The sequence below is a fragment of the Acidimicrobiales bacterium genome (genome assembly GCA_025455885.1).
Lineage (GTDB): Bacteria > Actinomycetota > Acidimicrobiia > Acidimicrobiales > Acidimicrobilacustridaceae > Rhabdothermincola_A.
Genome location: JALOLR010000002.1, coordinates 112,965 through 133,899, shown reverse-complemented (window position 1 = coordinate 133,899; position 20,935 = coordinate 112,965). Strand labels below are relative to the sequence as shown.

At 74.3% G+C, this 20,935-nt stretch carries 20 protein-coding genes; 9 read left to right on the top strand and 11 right to left on the bottom strand.

What is annotated here, in order from left to right; translation table 11 throughout:
* Positions 1-65 precede the first annotated feature (65 nt).
* From MUE36_02230 to MUE36_02220, 3 genes are all read right to left on the bottom strand, one after another.
* Positions 66-1,601: a hypothetical protein gene (locus MUE36_02230; protein MCU0309746.1), complete on the bottom strand. Its 1,536-nt coding sequence runs from the start codon at positions 1,599-1,601 to the stop codon at positions 66-68.
* A gap of 118 nt (positions 1,602-1,719) precedes the next feature.
* A complete protein-coding gene (locus tag MUE36_02225; GenBank protein ID MCU0309745.1) occupies positions 1,720-2,436 on the bottom strand; it encodes a dienelactone hydrolase family protein in 717 nt (238 codons plus the stop codon).
* A gap of 61 nt (positions 2,437-2,497) precedes the next feature.
* Positions 2,498-2,989, bottom strand: coding sequence for a TIGR03618 family F420-dependent PPOX class oxidoreductase (locus tag MUE36_02220; GenBank protein MCU0309744.1), 492 nt, complete (start codon positions 2,987-2,989; stop codon positions 2,498-2,500).
* Between the two features lie 179 nt (positions 2,990-3,168).
* Between MUE36_02220 and MUE36_02215 the strand changes: the two genes are divergently transcribed.
* Both MUE36_02215 and MUE36_02210 read left to right on the top strand, forming a co-directional pair.
* Complete coding sequence (locus MUE36_02215) at positions 3,169-3,909, top strand: hypothetical protein (GenBank protein ID MCU0309743.1); 741 nt, start codon at positions 3,169-3,171, stop codon at positions 3,907-3,909.
* 2 nt (positions 3,910-3,911) lie between these two features.
* The gene (locus MUE36_02210; GenBank protein ID MCU0309742.1) at positions 3,912-4,574 is read left to right on the top strand and encodes a nitroreductase family protein; all 663 of its coding nucleotides are present in this window, start codon (positions 3,912-3,914) and stop codon (positions 4,572-4,574) included.
* A 114-nt stretch (positions 4,575-4,688) separates the two neighbouring features.
* On the opposite strand, the gene MUE36_02205 is transcribed toward MUE36_02210, so the two are convergent.
* Positions 4,689-5,219, bottom strand: a complete 531-nt coding sequence (locus MUE36_02205; GenBank protein MCU0309741.1) for a hypothetical protein — start codon at positions 5,217-5,219, stop codon at positions 4,689-4,691.
* Positions 5,219-6,406 (bottom strand): cytochrome P450, encoded by a 1,188-nt coding sequence (locus MUE36_02200; GenBank protein MCU0309740.1) that lies wholly within the window; start codon positions 6,404-6,406, stop codon positions 5,219-5,221. The genes MUE36_02205 and MUE36_02200 overlap by 1 nt, the downstream gene beginning before the upstream one ends.
* 209 nt (positions 6,407-6,615) lie before the next feature.
* Between MUE36_02200 and MUE36_02195 the strand changes: the two genes are divergently transcribed.
* Positions 6,616-7,212 (top strand): TetR/AcrR family transcriptional regulator, encoded by a 597-nt coding sequence (locus tag MUE36_02195; GenBank protein ID MCU0309739.1) that lies wholly within the window; start codon positions 6,616-6,618, stop codon positions 7,210-7,212.
* A 68-nt stretch (positions 7,213-7,280) separates the two neighbouring features.
* A complete protein-coding gene (locus MUE36_02190) occupies positions 7,281-8,033 on the top strand; it encodes an enoyl-CoA hydratase-related protein (protein MCU0309738.1) in 753 nt (250 codons plus the stop codon).
* 27 nt (positions 8,034-8,060) lie between these two features.
* On the opposite strand, the gene MUE36_02185 is transcribed toward MUE36_02190, so the two are convergent.
* The 5 genes from MUE36_02185 to MUE36_02165 are packed head-to-tail and all read right to left on the bottom strand — an operon-like array spanning position 8,061 to position 14,629.
* A complete protein-coding gene (locus tag MUE36_02185) occupies positions 8,061-8,525 on the bottom strand; it encodes a MaoC family dehydratase (GenBank protein ID MCU0309737.1) in 465 nt (154 codons plus the stop codon).
* 23 nt (positions 8,526-8,548) lie between these two features.
* The gene (locus MUE36_02180) at positions 8,549-10,222 is read right to left on the bottom strand and encodes an AMP-binding protein (GenBank protein MCU0309736.1); all 1,674 of its coding nucleotides are present in this window, start codon (positions 10,220-10,222) and stop codon (positions 8,549-8,551) included.
* Positions 10,222-12,222 (bottom strand): ATP-grasp domain-containing protein, encoded by a 2,001-nt coding sequence (locus MUE36_02175; protein MCU0309735.1) that lies wholly within the window; start codon positions 12,220-12,222, stop codon positions 10,222-10,224. The genes MUE36_02180 and MUE36_02175 overlap by 1 nt, the downstream gene beginning before the upstream one ends.
* A 6-nt stretch (positions 12,223-12,228) precedes the next feature.
* Positions 12,229-13,857, bottom strand: a complete 1,629-nt coding sequence (locus MUE36_02170; protein MCU0309734.1) for an acyl-CoA carboxylase subunit beta — start codon at positions 13,855-13,857, stop codon at positions 12,229-12,231.
* Positions 13,858-13,861: 4 nt separating this feature from the next.
* Positions 13,862-14,629, bottom strand: coding sequence for an SDR family oxidoreductase (locus MUE36_02165; GenBank protein MCU0309733.1), 768 nt, complete (start codon positions 14,627-14,629; stop codon positions 13,862-13,864).
* A 191-nt stretch (positions 14,630-14,820) separates the two neighbouring features.
* On the opposite strand from MUE36_02165, the gene MUE36_02160 reads away from it, so the two are divergent.
* From MUE36_02160 to MUE36_02140, 5 genes are read left to right on the top strand one after another with little or no spacing between them, the layout of a single operon-like run.
* Positions 14,821-15,123 carry a hypothetical protein gene (locus MUE36_02160; protein MCU0309732.1) on the top strand — a complete coding sequence of 101 codons (303 nt, stop codon included), beginning with the start codon at positions 14,821-14,823 and terminating at the stop codon, positions 15,121-15,123.
* A gap of 13 nt (positions 15,124-15,136) precedes the next feature.
* Positions 15,137-16,612 carry an AMP-binding protein gene (locus MUE36_02155; protein ID MCU0309731.1) on the top strand — a complete coding sequence of 492 codons (1,476 nt, stop codon included), beginning with the start codon at positions 15,137-15,139 and terminating at the stop codon, positions 16,610-16,612.
* A gap of 9 nt (positions 16,613-16,621) precedes the next feature.
* On the top strand, positions 16,622-17,749 hold the full coding sequence (locus tag MUE36_02150; GenBank protein MCU0309730.1) for a CoA transferase: 1,128 nt from the start codon (positions 16,622-16,624) through the stop codon (positions 17,747-17,749).
* Positions 17,746-19,170, top strand: a complete 1,425-nt coding sequence (locus MUE36_02145; protein ID MCU0309729.1) for an amidohydrolase family protein — start codon at positions 17,746-17,748, stop codon at positions 19,168-19,170. Before MUE36_02150 ends, MUE36_02145 begins: the two co-directional genes overlap by 4 nt.
* Positions 19,163-20,281, top strand: a complete 1,119-nt coding sequence (locus MUE36_02140; protein MCU0309728.1) for an enoyl-CoA hydratase/isomerase family protein — start codon at positions 19,163-19,165, stop codon at positions 20,279-20,281. Before MUE36_02145 ends, MUE36_02140 begins: the two co-directional genes overlap by 8 nt.
* Here MUE36_02140 and MUE36_02135 read toward each other — a convergent pair.
* Positions 20,248-20,889: a class I SAM-dependent methyltransferase gene (locus MUE36_02135; protein MCU0309727.1), complete on the bottom strand. Its 642-nt coding sequence runs from the start codon at positions 20,887-20,889 to the stop codon at positions 20,248-20,250. The genes MUE36_02140 and MUE36_02135 overlap by 34 nt on opposite strands.
* Positions 20,890-20,935 lie beyond the last annotated feature (46 nt).

Below are 20,935 nucleotides of genomic sequence, written 5' to 3'. Positions count from 1 at the left end.
CTCCAGCGAGGTCCTGGACGGATCCCGACCGTCCCGCCGGTCCGGGCCCCGGACGGCGGCGCGGCTCAGCCGGTCGGGACGCCGTCGGCCTCGGCCTCGGTGACGATCGCGTCGCGCTCCTCCGGGAGCATGAACCCTGCGGCGACGGCGGCGTCGGCCGACGCGGTCACCCTCGCCACGTAGGCGGCGTCGTCGGGGTACAGGGCGGCGAGCCGCTCGGCGGAGAAGGGCATCTCCTGGCCGAAGAGGATGCAGAAGATGCTCGAGGGGTTGCCCTCGCCGGTCAGCGTCGACACCGGGGCGTCGACCGCCGGGGTGCGCACCCCGCCGAGGGCGTTGCCGTCGGCGTCGCGCACGATCGCACCCTCGGCCACCTCGATGCGAGGCGCCGTCGCCGCAGGCGTGCCGTCGACCACCCAGCCCCGCAGGGCCGCCATCGCTCCGCGCACGACGGGCGTCATCGGACCGTCGTTGACCCGTCCGCAGTAGGGGGTCGGGTCGTAGGTCGACGTCGTCCACCTCGATCCGGACGCCCGGCCGTGGTCGAGGGTCGACTGGTCGGCATGGGCGGTGCCGGCGACCTGCCAGATGCGGACGTCGGCGGTGTCGGGCGGCCCGCCCGCCGGGATGTTCGAGCGGATGGCCTCGGTCTCGGACTGCACGACGACGACAGGGACGCCGAGGTCGTCCCGGATGGCGACGACGTCGGGCGGGTCGTCGGTCGGCTCCTCCCCGAACCCGGCCGAGCTGTCGCTCCGGCTGTGGATCAGGAACCCGTCGAAGGCGTCGGTCAGCGGCTGGACCCCGTTGGCGTAGGCCACGAGACGGGAGGCCGACTGCGACTGGCCCACGGCGATCACCTCGTCGGGGCGGAGGCCGCCGAGCGGATCGACGGGCCCGGGGGCCCGCACCAGCTCGGCGGCGTCGGTGAAGATCCCGTAGGAGTGCTCGTCGGGGGGCACGTCGAGCGGGGCGTAGCGTTCGGGGTCCCACTCCTTCGCGGGGAGGAGCGCCTCGGGGTCGACGCCCGGGACCTCGAGGATCGCCCCGCCGCCCATGATCCCGCCGGCCTGGGCGGAGACCGAGACGTAGGCGTAGCCCTCGCGCATGAGGTACGGGTGCAGGAAGCCGAAGTCCGGGTCGGACTCGCGGCCCGCGCTCACGTTGAGCCACTCGACCACCACGGTGCCGTTGAAGTCGGCCGGGTCGACCGGGCGGCGCACCACCACCCGTGAGGCGTAGGGCGCCTCGGGGCCCTCGGTCAGCGTCCACCGGCCGTCCTCGGTCAGGGGCGCGGTCGGCTCGTACGACGGAGCGTCACCGGTGACGAAGTACTCCTCCTCGACGTAGCCGAACTCCTCGTCGAGCCCCGGGGGCATCGGCACGTAGACCACGTCGCGGATCCCGCCGGTGATCGGCCCGGTGACGTCGACGTCGGCGGGCACCAGGGTGGTGGCCGGCACCTCGGGGGCCGTCGACTCGTCGTCGGTGCACGCACCGGCCAGCAGGACGAGCCCCAGGGCCAGCGCCGCCGGGGCCGTCCACCGCGATCGTCGTCGGTTCGTCCCCCTCCTCACGGCGATGGTGTCGTGTCGGCTCATGGCGCGGCCCCCGTTCGACGGCCGTCGTCCGTCGCGGCCTCCGGCGGGAGTCTGACACGGGCCCGCGGCACGATCGTCCCGGACGCAACGAGGGGCGCAGCCGGCGCGGCGCGGCCTCTCAGCCGAGGTGTCGGTCCAGGAAGGCGAGGGTGCGGGCCCACGCATCGGCCGACGACCCCGGGTGGAACGCCGGCCGTTCGTCGCAGTGGAAGCCGTGATCGGCCTCGGCGTACCGGACGATGTCGGTGGGGACCGGCGCCCGGGCCGCGGCGGCCCGCAGCTGCTCGACCTCCTCGACCGGGATGTGCGCGTCGAGGTCGCCGTACAGGCCGAGCCACGGCGTGCGCAGCGCAGAGGCGACGTCGAGGAGCGCAGGGAGGCCGAAGCGTCCGGTCGTGACCCCGCCCCCATAGAAGGTCACCGCCGCGCCGAGCTCGAGGCGGGCGGCGGTGGCACAGGCCACGCTGCCCCCCATGCAGAAGCCGATGATCCCCTGACGGGCGGCTCCGACCCCGCGGTCGGCCAGCGCGGCCAGCGCGGCATCGACGTCGGCGGTGATCCCCTCCGCGGTCAGGGCCATGATCACCGGACCGAGGTCGGCGACGTCCTCGTAGCCGAACACCGGGGAGCCGGACCGGTGGAACAGCGCAGGGGCGACGGCCAGGTGGCCCGCGTCGGCCAGCGCCGCCGTGACGCGCTCGATGTGGCCGGTCAGGCCGAACGCCTCCTGGACCACCACGACCCCACCCCGGGGCTCACCGTCGGGGACGGCGAGGACGGTCGGCATCGGTCCGTCGGCGGTGGGCAGCGTGACGGTCGTCGTGGGCCGGTTCACGGGCCCGCCTCGTCGTGGTCGTGCGGTGCCCGGTGTCCGCGCATGGCCGGTCCGGGACCGATCAGCCCTGGGAGAGCTTGCGGTGGTCCCAGGAGATCACCCTGTCGACGTGGAGCTTCACGACCACCCGCTTGCGCAGCATGACCTCCACGAACGGCTTCATCTCTTCGGTGTACGGGGCGTTGTAGCGCTCGAAGACGCTCACCCCGAGCTCCCAGATCCGATCGGGCTCCTCGACGATCTCGCCCCTGCCGACGAGGGTCACGCCCCGGAGCTCCTCGTAGGTGTCGCCGTCCTCGACCATCATCGTGAGGTTCGGGTTGCGCCGCAGGTTGACGACCTTCTGGGCCTTGGCCTTGCTCTCGATGGCCACCGCCCCCTCGAGGAAGCCGTACCACATGGCGATCGAGTGGATGCTGCCGTCAGCGCAGATCGTCGACATGGTCATCGCCCGGCGCTCCTGCAGGAAGGCGTCGACCTCCTCAGGTGACATCACCACCTTGCTGCGCTGCTTCTCGCCCTTGAACGGCATCGCCTGCCCGGTGTCGGCCATCGGCTCGGTCCCCCTCGTGGCGGCCCGCGTGTCGGGCCGATCGACGTCGGGGGGCGACGCTACACCGTGACCCGGCGGCCGAACCCCGCCCGACGTCGACGGCTCACGGGCCCACCGCCCCTCGGTAGGGTGGCCGCCGATCGGGGGCGAGCGCCCCCGTCGGCCGACCAGGGGGATCGATGACACCAGAGGACGCATCGCGGGCCACCGCCGACGCCATCCAGGAGCTCGGCGGCGCCTTCATGACCGACGGCGCCACCTACGCCCGGGGCGGGGAGGCCGGCTTCTCGGGCATCGACTTCTACGTGCTGGGCCGCGGGGGGGTGCTCGGCGACGTCGACGCCGACGTCGTGAGCGCCGCCTTCTACTTCTGGAACCCCGACCAGATCCGCACGCAGTGGGACTCCGGCCGGGCCGTGATGAGCCCCGCCGAGGGCGCCGCGCTGTTCGCCGAGGTCGCCGCCGACTACGGCGACGCCCACATCGCCGACCACGACGGCCTCGGCCGACTCGGCGAGCTGCTCACGACGGTCGTCGACGCCACCTCGCCGGCGGGGGCGTCGCTGTTCGCCGGGTGGCGCACCCACCCGACGCCCGGGCCCGACCGACCGAAGGCCCTCGTGCAGCACCAGGTCAACGCCCTGCGCGAGCTGCGAGGCGCCTACCACGGCGGGGCGGTGCTCGCCGCAGGGCTGCACGCCTCGGAGGCCGTGGCCTTCCGCAGCGCCTTCATGGCCCCGATCTTCGGCTGGGACCTCGAGGGGATGGCCGAGCCGGCCACCTTCGAGGCGCGATGGAAGGTGGCCGAAGCGGGCACCGACGCCGCCATGGCCAGGGCCCTGTCGGTGCTCGACGCCGACGAGCTCGACGAACTGGTGGCCCTGCTCACTGCCGTCCACACCACGTGGAAGGAGCGCTGACCATGGACGTCCTCGAAGCCCTCTACACCACCCGGGCGATGCGCCGGGTCACCACCGAGCCGATCCCGATGGACGTGCAGGCCCGGATCCTCGACGCCGCCGTGCGCGCCCCGAGCGGTGGCAACACCCAGAACTGGCGATTCCTGCTCGTCGACGACCCCGAGGTCAAGGCGCGGCTCGGCCCCCTCTACCGCGCCGCGATGGCCACGCTGTGGACGACCATCTACGCCGAGCGGTTGGCCGCCGCCCACGCCGACCCCGACGACCCGGAGTCCGTCTCCATGTTGTCGGTGCAGCGCTCGGCGAACTGGCTGGCCGACCACTTCGAGGACGTGCCGCTCTACCTCTTCGGGTTCGCCCAGCACGACACCAGCGGGAGCTCGGTCTACCCGGCGGTGTGGAGCGCCCAGCTCGCGGCGCGGGCCGAGGGTGTGGGCAGCTCGCTCACCCAGGTGCTGGCCTTCCACGACGCCGAGGTGAAGGAGATCCTCGGGGTCCCCGCCGACGAGGGCTGGCACATGAACTGCTGCGTGTCGTTCGGCTACCCGACCGGCCGCTGGGGGGTGGCCACCCGCCAGCCCGCCCACGAGGTGTCGTTCCGGAACCGCTGGGGCCAGCCGGTGGGCTTCGAGACCCCCGAACCCCTCTGGCCCGGCCCCGCCTGAGCCCCGGCCGACCCGACCCCGGCCGACCCGACCCCGGCCGACCCGAGCTCGAACGACCCGAGCTCGAACGACCCGAGGGAGCGGGGCGGGTGAGAATCGCGGGCCAGCCGGGCGTCAGTCGTCGGAGCCGGTCCAGTGGGTGCGCAGGTCGGCCAGCCAGTCGGGGAAGTCCACGGGCGGGTCGGGCAGCGGGGTGACGCCGTGCTCGGCGAGGGCGGCCTCGTAGAGCTCGGGCCGGTCGCCCCACGAGCGCGGGTCGCCCATCATCACCTCGAACAGCCGCGCCCCCTCGTCACCGGCCCGGATGGGGCCGAAGGCGGCCCCGAAGGGCAGCTCCACGTGGGTCCCGGCGGGGCACCACCGGTCGCCGAACCACAGTCCGCCCTCGATCACGAACACCACGTGCGGGCTGTAGTGCCCGTGGCGTCGGACGATCATCCCGGGGTCGTACTCGGCGTAGAGCGACAGGTACTGCGGATCGGGGCTGAACGCGAACCACTTCTCGCGCACGAAGGCCTCGGTGCCGTCGGCGTTGCGCTGCGCCCGGCACAGCTGCCACGGCATGTCCGGGTCGTCCATGTGGCGGAAGACGACCTCGCGGCCCTCGACGGGCAGCTCCGGGCCGGCGTCGTCCCGGGCGTCCATCAGGCCACGATGTCGAACTCGACCTGCGCCGACTCGAGCCCGCGCACGAACGCGTTGGGCATGTCGACCGGGCTCGTGCCCTCGGCGAGGCGCCACCCGGAGGTGCGCCGCAGCAGCTCCTCGAAGAAGACCTTGATCTCGAGGCGGGCGAGCGAGGCGCCCATGCAGAAGTGGGTGCCGAAGCCGAAGGCGATGTGGTTGTTGGGGTGACGGGTGACGTCGAAGCGCTCCGGGTCGTCGAAGTGGGCCTCGTCCCGGTTGGCCGAGCTGTACATCAACACCACCTGGTGCCCGGCCGGAATCGTCACCCCGTTGACCTCGGTGTCGACCGTGGCCACCCGGCACATGTTGTGGATCGGGGTGACCCACCGGATCATCTCCTCGACCGCCACCACCATGTCGGCACCGTCGCGCAGCTTGGCCAGCTCCTCGGGGTGGTCGATGAGCTCGAGGATGGTGCGGGCGATCACCGTGCGGGTGGTCTCGGCTCCGCCGTCGAGGAGGAGCAACGAGTCGGCGATCACGTCCTCGATCGACATCGGGCACCCGTCGATCTCGGCGGTGGTGTAGTGGCTGAGGACGTCGTCGGCGGGGCAGCCCTTCTTGGTCTCGAAGAGCTCGGCGGCCGCACCGGCGAACTCGATGGCGGACGTCATGCCCACCTCGTTGAAGTAGCGAGGCCCGCCGCCGAGGGCGATGGTCGTCTCGGACCAGTGCTTCAGCTTCGGCCAGTCCTCCTCGTCGAACCCGAGGAGGCGGCCGATCATCATCGCCGGGAGCGGGGCGGCGAGGTCGTTGACGATCTCCGCCGAGCCACCGTTGGCGGCCACGCCGTCGATGAGCCGGTTCACCTTCGCGCGGATGTCGTCCTCCCAGTTCGACGCCGCCCGGGGCGTGAAGCGGCGTGACACCAGGTTGCGGCGCTTCAGGTGGATGGGGTCGTCGAGGCCGATGATGGCGCCGTCGGCCGGGAGGTTCGGGCGGTAGCCGCCCTTCTCCTTGTCGGAGTTGACGAAGACGGCCTTGTTCTTCTCGATCGCCACGATGTCGTCGTAGAGCGCGATGCCCCAGAGCTCGTTGACGTCGTCCCAGTAGACGGGCTCGTTGGCCCGCATCCAGGCGTAGGTCGGGTAGGGGTCTCCGCCGTACAGCTCCGGTGACAAGAGGTCGATCTTCAGTCGCTCCACGCGCGCTCCCTGGTCCCGTCGCCGGCCTGACCGGCGCCAATCGCCTGCAGGGTACTTCGTGTGATCCGACCGTCGTCCCGCGCCGTCCTGGGCCGGGATCGGCCGTCCCGGACCTCGACAGGGAGGCCAGCGTCTACCGTCTCGGTCGTGGACGGCCGTCGTGGGCACCGACTCGTGGACGGGCCCCGAACCGGCCCGGAGGGCCGGCGGTGAGCGCCCGCACGACGTCGCGCGCCGGGCGCCAGCGCAGCGAGGCCGCCGACGAGGCCATCCTGTCGGCCACCCTCGACGTGCTGGCCGAGGAGGGCTACGCGGGCTTCACGGTGGCCGCCGTCATCCAACGCTCGGGCGTGTCGTCGGCCACCCTCTACCGGCGCTGGGCGACCAAGGAGGACCTGGTCGTGGCCGCCCTGGCCGGCCTCCACCCCGAGCCGGTCGCCATCGACACCGGCACGTTCGACGGTGACATCGCCGCGCTGGTCGCAGCCATGGCGCGCACCATGTCGGTGCGACGCGACGACCTGGCCGGGGTCCTCGCCGGCGAGCTGCGACGCGACGCCGAGCTGCGGGCGGCGGTCGAGGCCAAGTTCCTCGCGCCCCGCCTGGCCCTGCTCAGCGAGATCCTCGACCGGGCCTCCGAGCGCGGCGAGCTGTCCCGGCCGCCCCGTGTCGAGATCGCGTGGAGCCTGGTGGCCGGTCCCCTGCACCACCGGGCCTACGCCCGCAACGAGCCGCTCACCCCCGAGTTCCTGGCCGCGGCCACGGTGGCCGTGACGGCCGGCCTGCGGGCCGTCGCCGACACCTGAGCCTCGCCCGTCGTCGGTCGGCCCCCGGTCCGATGCCGGGGCCGTCCGCGGTGGGCGAGACTCTCGCCATGAGCCTGCTGACCGTGGACGTGGCCGACCGGGTCGCCGTCCTCACCCTCGACGACCCCGACCGACGCAACGTGGTGTCCAACGCCCTCAACGGCGAGATCGTCGCCGCCATGGACGACCTCGAGGATCGCCCCGACGTGGGGGCGGTCGTCGTCACCGGTGCCGGCTCGGCGTTCTGCGCGGGTGGTGACCTGGACGACCTGGCCGGCTGCTCGAGCACCGCCGAGCTCGAGGCGATCTACGCCGGGTTCCTCCGCATCGCCGAGTCGCCGCTGCCGACGGTGGCCGCGGTCAACGGCCCGGCCGTCGGCGCGGGCATGAACATGGCGCTGGCGTGCGACGTGATCGTGGCCGCCGACTCGGCGCGCTTCGACACCCGCTTCCTCCAGATCGGGATCCACCCCGGGGGCGGCCACACCTGGCGCCTGCGGCGCGTCACCGATCACCAGACGGTGATGGCCATGGTGGTCTTCGGTCAGGTCGTCGACGGTCGGCGGGCCGCCGAGATCGGGCTGGCCTGGGAGTGCGTGGACGACGGGGACCTCCTCGCCCGGGCCGTCGAGATCGCCGGCGGCGCGGCGGCGGCGCCACCGGCCCTCGTCCGCCGCACCAAGGCGACGGTGCGGTCCCTCGGTGGGATCGACACGGGGGCCGACGCCGTGGCCGCCGAGGTGGGACCGCAGTTCGAGTCGATGGGCCAACCGGCGTTCACCGACCTCCTGGCCCGCCTCCGGGCCCGGATCAAGAGCTGACCGGGGCAGGCGCCGCGTCGCCTCCGCTCAGGTGGGCCTGCGCCGCATCAGCGCGGTCCGCACGCACCGGACCACGAGCTCGTCGCGCTGGTTGAAGCCCCGGTGCTCGAAGGTCACGACGCCCGCGTCGGGGCGTGACGCCGACGCACGGACGGCCACGACCTCGGTCTCGGCCCACAACGTGTCACCGATCAGCACCGGGCGGGGGAGGTCGATCTCGGTGAACCCGAGGTTGGCCACGGTCGTGCCGAGCGTCGTCTCGGCGACGGTCATCCCGACGAGCAGGGACAGGGTGAGCATCGAGTTGACCAGGCGCTCGCCGAACTCCGTCTCCGCGGCGAACTCGGCGTCGAGGTGCAACGGCTGGGGGTTCATGGTCAGGCAGCTGAAGAACGTGTTGTCGGCCTCGGTCACGGTCCGGGTGACGGCGTGGTCGAGCACCTGTCCCGGTTCGAGCTCCTCGAACCACTTCCCACTGACGGCACGGCGCACGGGGGCTCCTCGGGGTCGGGCGGTCAACGCCGCCGGTCGGACGGATCGGCAGCCGGCGCCGCAGCCGGGTCGGCGGCCTCGGCCTGGGCCCGCGCCCAGGCGTAGTCGGCCTTGCCGGCCGGGCTGCGCTGCACGCGGTCGCGGAACACGATCTGCTTCGGCAGCTTGTAGCGGGCCAGCGAGCGGCCGGCGACGCGGCGCAGGTCGTCGGGGTCGGCGCTCGCCCCCGGCCGCAGCGACACGACGGCCACCACCTCGTTGCCCCAACGTTCGGAGGGCCGGCCGCACACGACGACGTCCGCCACCGACGGATGGGCGAGGAGGGCCTCCTCGACCTCCTCGGCGAAGACCTTCTCGCCGCCGGTGTTGATCGTGACGGCGTCACGACCGAGCAGCTCGACCGTGCCGTCGGGGCGGTAGCGGCCCCGGTCGCCGGCGACCGCGTAGCGCACGCCGTCGATCACCGGGAAGGTGCGCGCCGTGCGCTCGGGGTCGTTCAGGTACCCGAGCGGGATGCGGCCGCGGGTGGTGAGCCACCCCACGCTCGGATCGCCCTCGTCGAGGACCCGGTCGAGGCCCTCGGCCAGGACGCACCCGAACGGCCCGAGGGTGAACTCGGTGGTGGTCGCGTCGTCGGAGGTCATGTGGTTGCCGATGGGGCCGGCCTCCGACGAACCCAGCCCGTCGACGATCAGCCGGCCCGGCAGCCGCTCGAGGATGCGTTGCTTGGCGGTGACGCTCAGCACAGCCCCTCCGTTGTTCACGATCCGCAGGCTGTCGACGTCCTGGTCGTCGAGTGCGTCGAGCAGGGGTCGGACGAACGAGTCGCCCACCACCTGCACCAGCGTCACCCGCTCCCGTTCGACGGTGGCCCACACCGCGGCAGGGTCGAAGGACCCCGTGCCGGGCGTCACGATCACGGTGTTGCCGTGGGTGAGGGTGGTGAGCGCGGTCCACTGGGCGGCGCCGTGCATGAACGGGGCGGTGGCCAGGTTGCGCTTGCCGCCCTTGAGCTCGGCCTCCTCGGCCAGCTCGGCGAGTGACGTGAACTCGGCCCGGGTGCGCGTGCTCATGCCGCCGAGCGCGGCCACGAAGAGGTCGGCCTGTCGCCACAGCACCCCCTTCGGCGTGCCGGTCGTGCCGCCCGTGCACAGGACGTAGAGGTCGTCCGGGGACGGTCGGACCGGCGGCGGGTCGGCCGGGAGTCCGGCGATCACCTCGTGGTACCAGACCGCGCCCCGAGCGAGCGCCGCGCCGGAGCCGTCGGCGACCTGGAACAGGTGCTCGAGGTGGGGGAGCCGCGCCGCGATCCGTTCGACGACCGGCGCGAACGTGGAGTGGAACACCACGGCGCGGGCCCGCTGGTCGGCGAACAGCGCCACGAGCTCGTCGTCGACGTAGCGGTAGTTGACGTTGAACGGCGCGACCCGTGCCGCGAACGCGCCGACGTTGGCCTCCAGGAACTCGATGCCGTTGTGCAGGTAGAGCGCGAGGTGGTCCTGGCCCGACTCGTACCCGGCCAGCTCCGGTCGCTCCCGGTGCAGGCCCAGGCCGCGCTCGTGCAGCACCCGCGCGAACCGGTTGGCCTCGTCGACGAACTCCCGGTACGTGCGACGGCGATCCCCGTGGACCACCGCCTCCCGTTCGGGGACGGCGGCGGCCACCGCGGCGATCGCTCCGGCCAGGTCGACGTCCATCAGGTGTTCCCGGCGGCCGGCTCCGGCCGGGGGTCGACCGTCACCACGGGCTGGCCGAGCCCGACCCGCTCGCCGACCCGGGCGTGGATCGCCGCCACGGTGCCGTCGCAGGGGGCACGCAGGGTGAACTCCATCTTCATGGCCTCGACAGCGGCGAGGGCCTGCCCTGCGACGACGACGTCGCCCTCGGCGACGTCGATCGTCGTCAGCGCACCGGGCATGGGGGACACCACCGGGCCTCGGTGGGCGCCCGTGCGGTCGTCGTCGTGGGCCGCGGCCGGTTCGTCGACCCGGGTCCACCACGCCGATCCGTCGACGCCCCACCAGCGGGCCCCGTCGGTGGAGGTCGCGGTGAGCAGCGTCGTGGTGCGACCGTCGAGGGTGACGGTCGTCCGATCACCCTCGACGGCCACGCCGACCGTCCGCTCCGCGGCGCCGTCCACGGCCACGATCCACTCCCGACCGTCGCGGCGGGCGGTGACGCGCGTCGGCGCGCCGCCGTCGACGTGCACCGTGACGTCGAGCGGCCGATGGCCGCCGAGAGCCCATCCGGTGCGCGTGTCCCAGGGGCCGGCGGCGGGCGAGGGGTCGTGGAACCGGTCGAGTGCCGCCGCCAGTACCACGGCGTCGGGCGGTCCGTCGGCGACCAGGTCGTCCAGGCGACGGGCCACGAGGTCGGTGTCGAGGCGACCGGCGGCGACGTCGGGGTCGGCGAGCAGCGCGCGGAGGAACCCCGTGTTGGTGGTGACGCCGAGGACGGCCGTCGCCGCCAGCGCACCGTCGAGGCGGAGCAGCGCGCCGGCCCGGTCGTGGGCGTGCGCGATCACCTTGGCGAGGAGGGGGTCGTAGTCCGGGCCCACGGTCAGCCCGACCCGCAGCGACGAGTCGACCCGCACCCCGGGGCGGTCGGCCGCCTCGGCCAGCCCGACGACGCGCCCGCCCGTCGGGAGGAAGTCGCGGGCCGGGTCCTCGGCGTACACCCGGGCCTCGACGGCGTGACCGGTGGGCCGCAGATCGCCCTGCCCGAATGGCAGCGCCTCGCCGGCGGCCACCCGGAGCTGGGCCTCCACGAGGTCGAGCCCGTAGACCATCTCCGTCACCGGGTGCTCGACCTGGAGGCGGGTGTTCATCTCCAGGAAGAAGAACTCGTGGGGACGGGTGCCGGTCACGATGAACTCCACGGTCCCGGCGCTCGTGTAGCCGCACGCTCGCGCCACCGCCACGGCGGCCGCGCCCATGGCGGCGCGGGTGGGGGCGTCGAGCAGCGGCGACGGGCACTCCTCGACGATCTTCTGGTGGCGTCGCTGCAGGCTGCACTCCCGCTCGCCGAGGTGGACGACGTTGCCGTGGTGGTCGCCGAGGACCTGGACCTCGATGTGGCGGGGCGCGTCCACGAAGCGCTCGACGAGCAGCCCGTCGTCGCCGAACGCCGCGAGGGCCTCGCGCCGAGCACCCCTGAGATGGTCCGCCAGGGCCGCCGGGTCGTCCACCCGACGCATGCCCTTGCCGCCCCCGCCCGCCGCGGGCTTCACGAGGACCGGGTACCCGATCCGCTCGGCCGCCGCCGCCAGCGCGTCGTCGTCGAGATCGTGGCCCTCGCTGCCCGGGACGACGGCCACGCCCGCACCGGCGACCAGCTCCTTCGCGAGGACCTTGTCGCCCATCGTCGCGATGACGGCGGCGCTCGGCCCGACGAACGCGATGCCGGCCGACGCGCAGGCCTCGGCGAGCTCGGCGTTCTCGGACAGGAAGCCGTAGCCGGGGTGCAGCGCCTGGGCGCCGGTGCGCCGTGCCGCGTCGACCAGCGCGTCGACGCGGAGGTAGCTCTCGGCGGCCGGCGCAGGACCGAGCCGGACCGCGTCGTCGGCGGCGTGGACGTGGAGGGCGTCGACGTCGGCGTCGGAGTACACGGCGATGCCGGACGCCCCGAGGGCCCGCACGGTGCGCAGGACGCGCACCGCGATCTCCCCCCGGTTGGCCACGAGCACCCGGTCGAACACGTCAGCTCACATCCGGAACACGGCGTAGCCGAGCGGTCCGAGGGGGGCGGCGCCCGCGGCGGCCAGCGCCAACCCGACCGCCATCCGGGTGTCGCTGGGCTCGATGATCCCGTCGTCCCACAGCCGGGCCGTGGAGTAGAGGGCGCGCCCCTGGGTCTCGTACTGCTCGCGGATCGGCGCCCGGAACGCCGCCTCCTCGTCGTCGCCCCAGGTGTCGCCGCGGGCCTCGACCTGGTCACGGCGCACCGTGGCGAGCACCGCGGCGGCCTGCTCACCGCCCATCACCGAGATGCGGGCGTTCGGCCACATCCACAGGAAGCGAGGGGAGTAGGCCCGCCCGCACATGCTGTAGTTCCCGGCGCCGAACGACCCGCCCACCACGACGGTCAGCTTCGGCACCCGCGCGCAGGCGACGGCGTTCACCATCTTGGCGCCGTCCTTGGCGATGCCGGCGGCCTCGACGTCGCGGCCGACCATGAACCCGGTGATGTTCTGCAGGAACAGCAGCGGGATGCCCCGACGGTCGCACAGCTCCACGAAGTGGGCGCCCTTCGACGCCGACTCGCCGAACAGCACGCCGTCGTTGGCCACGATCCCCACCGGGTGGCCCCACACGTGGGCGAAGCCGGTGACGAGCGTGGTCGCGTACTCCGCCTTGAACTCGGCGAAGCGGCTCCCGTCCACCACCCGGGCGATCACCTCGCGCGGGTCGTAGGGCCGGCGAGGATCGGCCGGCACCACCCCGTGCAGCTCCGACGGGTCGACGACGGGCTCCTCGGACACCTCCACCGGCCACGGCGGCGTGGGCGTGGGTGGGAGCGTGGCCACGATCCGCCGGACGATGCGCAGCGCGTGGCGGTCGTTCTCGGCGAGGTGGTCGACCACCCCCGACGTGCGGGCGTGCAGCTCGCCCCCGCCGAGCTCCTCGGCGGTGACCTCCTCGCCGGTCGCGGCCTTCACGAGCGGGGGACCGCCGAGGAAGATCGTGCCCTGGTCCCTGACGATCACCGTCTCGTCGCTCATCGCCGGCACGTAGGCGCCGCCCGCCGTGCACGAGCCCATGACCGCGGAGATCTGGCCGATCCCCGCCTTCGAGAGGGTGGCCTGGTTGTAGAAGATGCGCCCGAAGTGGTCGCGGTCGGGGAACACCTCGTCCTGGGCGGGCAGATAGGCGCCGCCGGAGTCGACCAGGTAGATGCACGGCAGGTGGTTGTCGAGGGCCACCTCCTGGGCGCGGAGGTGCTTCTTCACGGTCATGGGGTAGTAGGTGCCGCCCTTGACCGTGGCGTCGTTGGCGACCACCACGCAGAGCCGCCCGCTCACCCGGCCGACACCGGTGATCAGCCCGGCGCCCGGTGCCTCGCCGTCGTAGAGGCCGTGGGCGGCGAGCGGCGACAGCTCGAGGAAGGGCGAGCCCGGGTCCAGCAACGCCTCCACCCGGTCGCGCGGCAACAGCTTGCCCCGTTCGGTGTGGCGGGCCCGGGCGGCCTCGGTGCCGCCGAGGCGCGCCACGGCGCGCAGCTCCCGGAGCTCGGCGACCGCGGCGTCCATCGCAGCGCGGTCGGTGGCGTAGACCTCGCTCGACGGGTCGACGTTCGACGTGAGGACCGGTGCCGACGCCGTCGCTTCGTCCACGGTCTCAACCGGCGGTGATGCCGTTGTCGCTCGAGAGGATCGCCCCGTGGATGTTGCGCCCCTCGTCGGAGGCGACGAAGGCGAAGAGCCCGGCGATGTCGTCGGGCTGACCCATCCCCCTGAAGCCCATGTAGGGGCGCATGAGGTCGAAATCGATCTCGGCCGGCATCTCGTAGCTCGCCGTCAGGTTGCTCTCCACGCCCCCCGGGGCGATGGCGTTGACCCGCATCCCGGTCGTGGCGAACTCCATCGCCAGGGCCCGGGTGAGCTGGACGACCGCCCCCTTCGTCATGCAGTACACGACCGTGTAGGCCTGGCCCATCAACCCGGCGTTCGAGGCGATGTTGACGATGTTGCCGTCGGTCTCCAGCAGGTGCGGGATGGCGGCCTGGCACATGAAGAACGGGCCGTCGGTGTTCACGCCGAACATCTGGCGGTACCGCTCCTCGCTCACCTCCGTGACGTGCTCGCTGCGGGCGATCCCCGCCACGTTGCCGAGCACGTCCAGCCGGCCGAAGGCGTCGATCGCGGTGGCCACGGCGGCCCGGCACTCCTCGGGACGGCTCACGTCGTTCACGCTGGTCTCGATGCGCCCGCCGCCCCGTGCCCCGATCAGCTCGACCGTGCCGGCCAGGCCGGCCTCGCTGATGTCGACCCCGAGGACCGAGGCCCCCTCGGCGGCCAGGCGGGCCGCGGTGGCGCGCCCGATGCCCGATCCGGCGCCGGTCACCAGCGCCACCCTGCCCTCGAAGCGCGTCGTCTGGTCGGTCATCTGCTCCCCCTCGGATCGGCCCGACGCCCGATCGTAGGTGGTCGCCGTCGGCGCCCGGCACGGGCTCGGGTGCCGCGCCGGGGATCCGACCCTCGTGTGTGACGTTAGTGTCAGATCCATTCGGGGCGACCGCTGGTCGTGGCGGTCGCCCCGGTACCGTCCGCACAGGTAGCGAGAAAGGCCACGGGGACATGGAGATCAAGGCAGGACAGCGGTTGGCGTGCCCGACGGGCTCGACGGAGGTCGTCGTCGTGCGCCCCCCGGGCACCGAGGTCGAGCTGACCTGCGCCGGGGAGGCGGTCGTCGACCCCGCGTCGGAGCGCACCGACACGGCCACGTCGAGCGACGACGACCAGGTGCTCGTCGGCAAGCGCTACACCGACGAGGAGTCCGGCATCGAGGTGCTGTGCTCCAAGCCCGGTCCCGGCCCGCTGGCCGTCGACGGGCGACCGCTGACGATCAAGGGCGCGAAGCCCCTGCCCTCCTCCGACTGACCGGGGTCCGTCCGTGAACCTCGGCCTCCTGCTCGAGATGGCCGGCTCGACGCTGGCCGACCGTCCCGCCGTCGTCAGCGGCGACGTGGTCCTCACCTATGCCGACCTCGCAGCGGCGGCCACGGCGTGCGCCGAGCGCATCGCCGCGGGAGGCCACGACTCGCTCGTCTACTGCGGCACCAACGACGCCACGTTCCCGGTGGCCCTGTTCGGCGCCGCCGCGGCAGGGGTGCCGTTCATCCCCCTCAACTACCGACTCGCCGTCGAGCAGCTCCAACCCCTCGTCGAGGCCCACCCCGGCGCGCTGGTGGTGGCCGAGGAGCTCCCGGTCCCCGGTGCAGACCCCGCCCGCACGATCGACCGTCGCGAGCTGCTCGGCGTCGAGGCGACGGGGGCGGCCGAGCTCCCCGGTTTCGTCGACCCCGACGACGTCGCGGTGGTGCTCTACACCTCCGGCACGTCCGGCGTGCCGAAGGCGGCGCTGCTGCGCCATCGCCACCTCACCGCCTACGTGATCGGCACCGTCGAGTTCGCGGCGGCCGAGGAGGAGCAGTCGGCGCTGGTCACCGTGCCGCCGTACCACATCGCCGGCATGGCCAACCTCCTGTCGAACGTCTACGCCGGCCGCCGCATCATCTACCTCGACGCCTTCGACGCCGCGGCCTGGCTCGACACGATCCGTCGCCACGGGGTGACCCAGGCCATGGTCGTGCCGACGATGTTGGCCCGGGTCGTCGCCGAGCTCGGCGGCGCGCCGGCCGACGTGCCCACCCTGCGCACCCTGTCCTACGGCGGTTCGCGCATGCCGCTCCCCGTGCTCGAGCAGGCGCTCGAGCTCTTCGCGGGCACCGGGTTCGTCAACGCCTACGGGCTCACCGAGACGTCGTCGACCATCGCCCTGCTCGGTCCCGACGACCACGCCGCGGCCCGCGCCGGCGATCCCGTCGCCCGCGAGCGCCTCGGCTCGGTGGGCCGGCTGCTGCCGGGCATCGAGGTCGAGGTCCGGGGACCGGACGGTGAGGTGCTGCCCGACGGCGAGCCCGGTCTGGTCTTCCTCCGCGGCGAGCAGGTGTCGGGTGAGTACGACGGCTTCAGCGTGCTCGACGAGGAGGGCTGGTTCCCCACCAAGGACCGCGGGTGGATCGACGCCGAGGGGTACCTCTTCATCGAGGGCCGCGCCGACGACACGATCATCCGCGGCGGGGAGAACATCGCCCCCGCCGAGATCGAGGACGTGCTGGCCCGCCACCCGGGCGTCGCCGACGTGGTGGTGGTGGGCGTGCCCGACGACGAGTGGGGCCAGCGCATCGCGGCCGTGGTGGTGGCCGCGCCCGGCGCCGAGCCGACCGCCGAGGAGCTCCAGGCGTTCGCCCGTGAGCACCTCCGCGGCTCGAAGACCCCTGAGCTCGTGGTGTTCCGCGACGACCTGCCCCGCACCCCCACGGGGAAGCTGCTGCGCCGCGAGGTCCTCGCCGACCTGGCGGACTGACGGTCGACGGTGGGGGCGCCTGCGCTCCTCGCCGCGGCGGCCGAGGTCGGTGACGCCGCCCTGGCGGAGCCGGCGCTCGTCGCGCGGCAGGTGACCGGAGGGGCCGTCGCGAGGGTCCCGGCCGCCGAGGACCTGCTCGCCGAACGGTCCCGCCTGCTCGGGCGCCGAGCGGCCGGGCAGGTGTCGGCCGGAGGGTCGTGCCGCCTCCTGGCGGCGGCCGACGGCTGGGTGGCGGTGAACCTGCCCCGCCCCGACGACGTCGACCTCCTGCCGGCCTGGCTCTCGGTGACCGCCGACGGGGGGTTCGACGTGCCGTGGGAGCAGGTCGGCGCCGCCGTGCGCGATCTCGCCACCGCGGAGGTCGTCGATCGGGGTCGACTCCTCGGGCTGGCGGTCGCCGCCGTCCCGGTGACTCCTGCGGACCTGACCGCCGGCGACGAGCAGCTGTCCGAGCGGGGCACGGTCGACGGCACACGGAGCCACCTCGTCGAGCGCGTCGCCGAGGCCCGGCATCCCGACGGCGCTCGACCGCTCGTCGTCGACCTCTCGTCGTTGTGGGCCGGGCCGCTCTGCGGCCGACTCCTCGCCGAGGCGGGGATGCGGGTCGTGAAGGTGGAGTCGACCACCCGCCCCGACGGCGCCCGGGCGGGGAACCGCGCCTTCTTCGACCTGCTCAACGGCCGCAAGGAGCACCGCACCATCGACCTGGCCACCCCGGCCGGACACGACGAGCTCCGCGCCCTGGTGTCCACGGCCGATGTCGTGATCGAGGGTTCGCGGCCCCGGGCCCTTCGTCAGATGGGGATCGAGCCCACCGAGGTGCTGAAGCCCGGGGCGGTGTGGGTGTCGATCACCGCCTACGGCCGCCGCGGCCCCTGGGCCGATCGGGTGGGGTTCGGCGACGACGCGGCGGCAGCCGGAGGCCTCGTCGAGGTCGCGGGAGGTCGGCCCGCCTTCGTCGGCGACGCGGTCGCCGACCCGCTGGCCGGGATGGTGGCGGCGGGAGCCGCCGCCCGCGCCCGGGCGGACGGGGGCGGGTTGCTGGTCGACGTCGCCCTGCGGGAGGTGGCCCGGGCCGCCGTGTGGGCGGCCCGTCGGGTCGGCCCTCCCCGCGATCCGGCCCCGGTGCCGACGTGACCGCCGTCGTCGTGGTCGACGCCGAGATCGGCGGCCGCCCCGGGCGGGCGGTCCGCCTCGACGGGGGGTGCGTCGTCGACGTCGACGACAACGCCCTCGTGGACCGCACCGACGCCGACGTGATCGACGCCCGGGGCGGCGCGCTGCTCCCCGGGCTCCACGACCACCACCTCCACCTCCTGGCGTGGGCGGCCCGGCTGGGTTCGGTGGACCTCGGCCCGCTCGTCGGTCCGGCGGCCGTCGACCGCCACCTCACCGCCGCGGTCGCCGCGCCCCGCACGGGGCGGTGGCTCCGCGTCGCCGGCTACGACGAGCACGACCACGGACCGATGGACCGTGATCGACTCGACGCCACGTGCGGGGCCGTTCCCGTGAGGGTGCAGCATCGCAGCGGGCTGTCGTGGGTGGTGTCGACGGCCGGCCTGGTGGCCCTCGGGCTCGATCCCGCCCCCGGTCCCGGTGCGGCCGCCGGCGACCCCCCGGCCGGCGTCGAGCGGGCCGACGACGGCTCGGCCACCGGATGGCTCCACCGCCTCGACGGGTGGCTGCGCGGCCGGGTCGGGGCCGCGCCGCCGGACCTCGCGGAGGTGGCGCGGCGCCTGGCGGCCCATGGGATCACCGGGGTCACCGACACCACGCCCTCGCTCGACGACGGCGCGCTCGACCTGCTCGTCGGGGCCCGGGCCGACGGCACGCTCCGGGCGCGGCTCACCGTGCTCGGGCGCCCCGACGACGACCGTCTCGGCCCCTGGGCCGACCTCGGCCCCCGGAAGCTGGTGGTCGACGAGCACCGGGGCCTCGACGTCGACGAGCTGGCGCGGCGCATGGCGCGCGTGCACGACAGCGGGAGGGCGGTGGCCGTGCACTGCGTGACGCGCGCCGAGTGCGTCGCCGCGGTGGCCGCGCTGCGCCAGGCCGGGGCCCGCCGTGGCGACCGGCTCGAGCACGCCTCGCTGCTGCCCCCCGCCCTCGACGGCTACCTGGCCACCGTGCCCGTGACCGTCGTGACCCAACCGTCCTTCGTCGCCGAGCGGGGCGACCACTACCTCGCCGCCGTCGATCCGGTCGACCTCCCGGACCTCTACCGGCTGGCATCGCTGCGCCGGGCGGGGGTGCCGGTCGCGCTGAGCAGCGACGCCCCGGTGGCCTCCGCCGACCCGTGGGCCGCCGTGGCGGCCTCGGTCGAACGGCGAACCGCGGCCGGCGTCGTCCTCGGGCCCGACGAGGCGCTCACCGCCGGCGAGGCGCTGGCCGGCTACCTGACCCCTGCGCTCGACCCCGGCGGGCCCGTCCGCACGGTCGAGGTCGGCCGCCCGGCGGATCTCTGCCTCCTGCACCAGCCGCTCGCCGCGGCGCTCCGGGCGCCGTCGAGCGACCACGTCCGGTTCACCTTCTTCGGGGGCGAGGCGGTCCATGGTTGACCGGGCGGCGCCGCGGCTGCTCGGCGCGGCCGAGGCCGCGGTGGCGCTGCGCTTGGCGGCGGACGACGTCGGCGTCCTCGGTGGGTCGGCGATGGTCGCCGTGGGGTTCGGTGACACCGCCGACGACGCCGCGGCCCTGGGCGCCCTGGCCGCCGAGATCCCCTTCGCGGCGGCCGTCGTCGTCGGGGTTCCCACCGGTTCGACCCTCCCCCCGCCCGCCGTGGCGTTCGACGTCGTGCTCGCCGGGGAGCCGCCCGGAGGGAACGGTGCGGACCGGTCGTCGGTGGCCGTCGCGGACGTCGACGCGGCGCTCGTCGAGCTGCGGTCCGGCATCGCCCGCTCCCCGGCGGCGTCGGTGGCGCTCGTGCAGCTGCTCCGGGCCGGGCAGCACCTCTCGCTCGTGGACGCGGTGCTGGCCGAGTCGTTCGTCTACTCGATGCTCCAGTCGGGCCCCGACCACCGGGCGTGGCTCGCCGGGCGGGACGCAGCGTTGCCCCGGGCCGGCGGGGGGCCTCTCGTACGAGGCGGCCGCCACGGGTCGCGCCTCGACGTCGCGCTGACGAGGCCCGAGGCCCGCAACGCCGTGAGCGCCCGCCTCCGCGACGACCTGCACGCCGCGCTGGACGTGGCCCTCGCCGACCCCACGGTGGCCGAGGTCCACCTGTGGGGGGTGGGACCCTCGTTCTGCAGCGGGGGCGACCTCCACGAGTTCGGCAGCGCGCCCGACCCGGTCACCGCCCACCTGGTGCGCTCGACCCGGTCGCCGGCCCTCGATCTCGTGCGGTGCTCACCGCGCCTCGTCGCCCACGTCCACGGGGCTGCCGTCGGCGCCGGGATGGAGTGGGCGGCGTTCGCCCACCGGGTGGAGGCCCGCGACGACGCCGTGTTCCGACTCCCCGAGGTCGGGATGGGCCTCGTCCCGGGGGCCGGGGGCACGGCGTCGGTGCCGCGTCGGATCGGCCGGCAGCGCACGGCGTGGGTGGCGCTCACGGGAGCGACGATCGACGCCGCGACCGCCCTCGACTGGGGGCTCGTCGACGAGGTGGTGACGCCGGACGACTTCGCGGCGTCCGCCGATCAGCCGTCCCTGCGGTGGACCGACACCGCGTAGTCCGGGTCGGGTCCGATCGGTCGTCGGTCCCAGGTCGACCAACGGTCCTCGAGGACGAGCCCGCCCTCGGTGCACCACGCGTCGTACGCCTGCAGCGTCGGCCAGTCGGGCCGTAGCTGGAAGCCGGCGACGAGGCGGCCGCCCGGCGCGAGGCGTCGGGCGCAGGCGTGCACGACGGCGGTCCGGCGGTCGGCGTCGACGAAGCCGATGACGTTCCCCGCTGCCACCACCACGTCGAAGGCGCCGCCGAGCTCGACGTCGTCGAGTGCGGCGAGGTCGGCCTCCATCCACCGCAGCGAGGGGGCGCGTGCGCGGGCCCTGGCCAGGAGGTCCGGGTCGAGGTCCACGCCGGTGACCTCGATCCCCCGGCGGTCGAGCTCGATGGCCACTCGGCCGGTGCCGCACCCGGCGTCGAGCACGCGCCGGGGCCGGTAGCGCACCACGAGGTCGACCTCTCCGTGGGGATCGACGCCGCTCGCCGCGAGGCGCTCCCAGCGGGTGTCGTACTCGTCGAGGTCCACCTCTGCACGCCAGCGGGCCCACTCCGCCGCCGGCCGGCCGGGGCCCCGTTCGGGGTCGGGGTCCCGCTCGTCGCTGCCGTCGTCCATCTTCCCAGTGTCGCTCGCCGACGCCGAGGGAGGCACGCCGGTCGGA

What these genes read in the sequence shown, in the direction of transcription:
- MUE36_02230 (MCU0309746.1), bottom strand. Translation starts at nt 1,601, where the DNA reads ATGAGCCGACACGACACCATCGCCGTGAGGAGGGGGACGAACCGACGA.
- MUE36_02220 (MCU0309744.1), bottom strand. Translation starts at nt 2,989, where the DNA reads ATGGCCGACACCGGGCAGGCGATGCCGTTCAAGGGCGAGAAGCAGCGC.
- MUE36_02215 (MCU0309743.1), top strand. Translation starts at nt 3,169, where the DNA reads ATGACACCAGAGGACGCATCGCGGGCCACCGCCGACGCCATCCAGGAG.
- MUE36_02210 (MCU0309742.1), top strand. Translation starts at nt 3,912, where the DNA reads ATGGACGTCCTCGAAGCCCTCTACACCACCCGGGCGATGCGCCGGGTC.
- MUE36_02205 (MCU0309741.1), bottom strand. Translation starts at nt 5,219, where the DNA reads ATGGACGCCCGGGACGACGCCGGCCCGGAGCTGCCCGTCGAGGGCCGC.
- MUE36_02190 (MCU0309738.1), top strand. Translation starts at nt 7,281, where the DNA reads ATGAGCCTGCTGACCGTGGACGTGGCCGACCGGGTCGCCGTCCTCACC.
- MUE36_02180 (MCU0309736.1), bottom strand. Translation starts at nt 10,222, where the DNA reads ATGGACGTCGACCTGGCCGGAGCGATCGCCGCGGTGGCCGCCGCCGTC.
- MUE36_02165 (MCU0309733.1), bottom strand. Translation starts at nt 14,629, where the DNA reads ATGACCGACCAGACGACGCGCTTCGAGGGCAGGGTGGCGCTGGTGACC.
- MUE36_02160 (MCU0309732.1), top strand. Translation starts at nt 14,821, where the DNA reads ATGGAGATCAAGGCAGGACAGCGGTTGGCGTGCCCGACGGGCTCGACG.
- MUE36_02140 (MCU0309728.1), top strand. Translation starts at nt 19,163, where the DNA reads ATGGTTGACCGGGCGGCGCCGCGGCTGCTCGGCGCGGCCGAGGCCGCG.
- MUE36_02135 (MCU0309727.1), bottom strand. Translation starts at nt 20,889, where the DNA reads ATGGACGACGGCAGCGACGAGCGGGACCCCGACCCCGAACGGGGCCCC.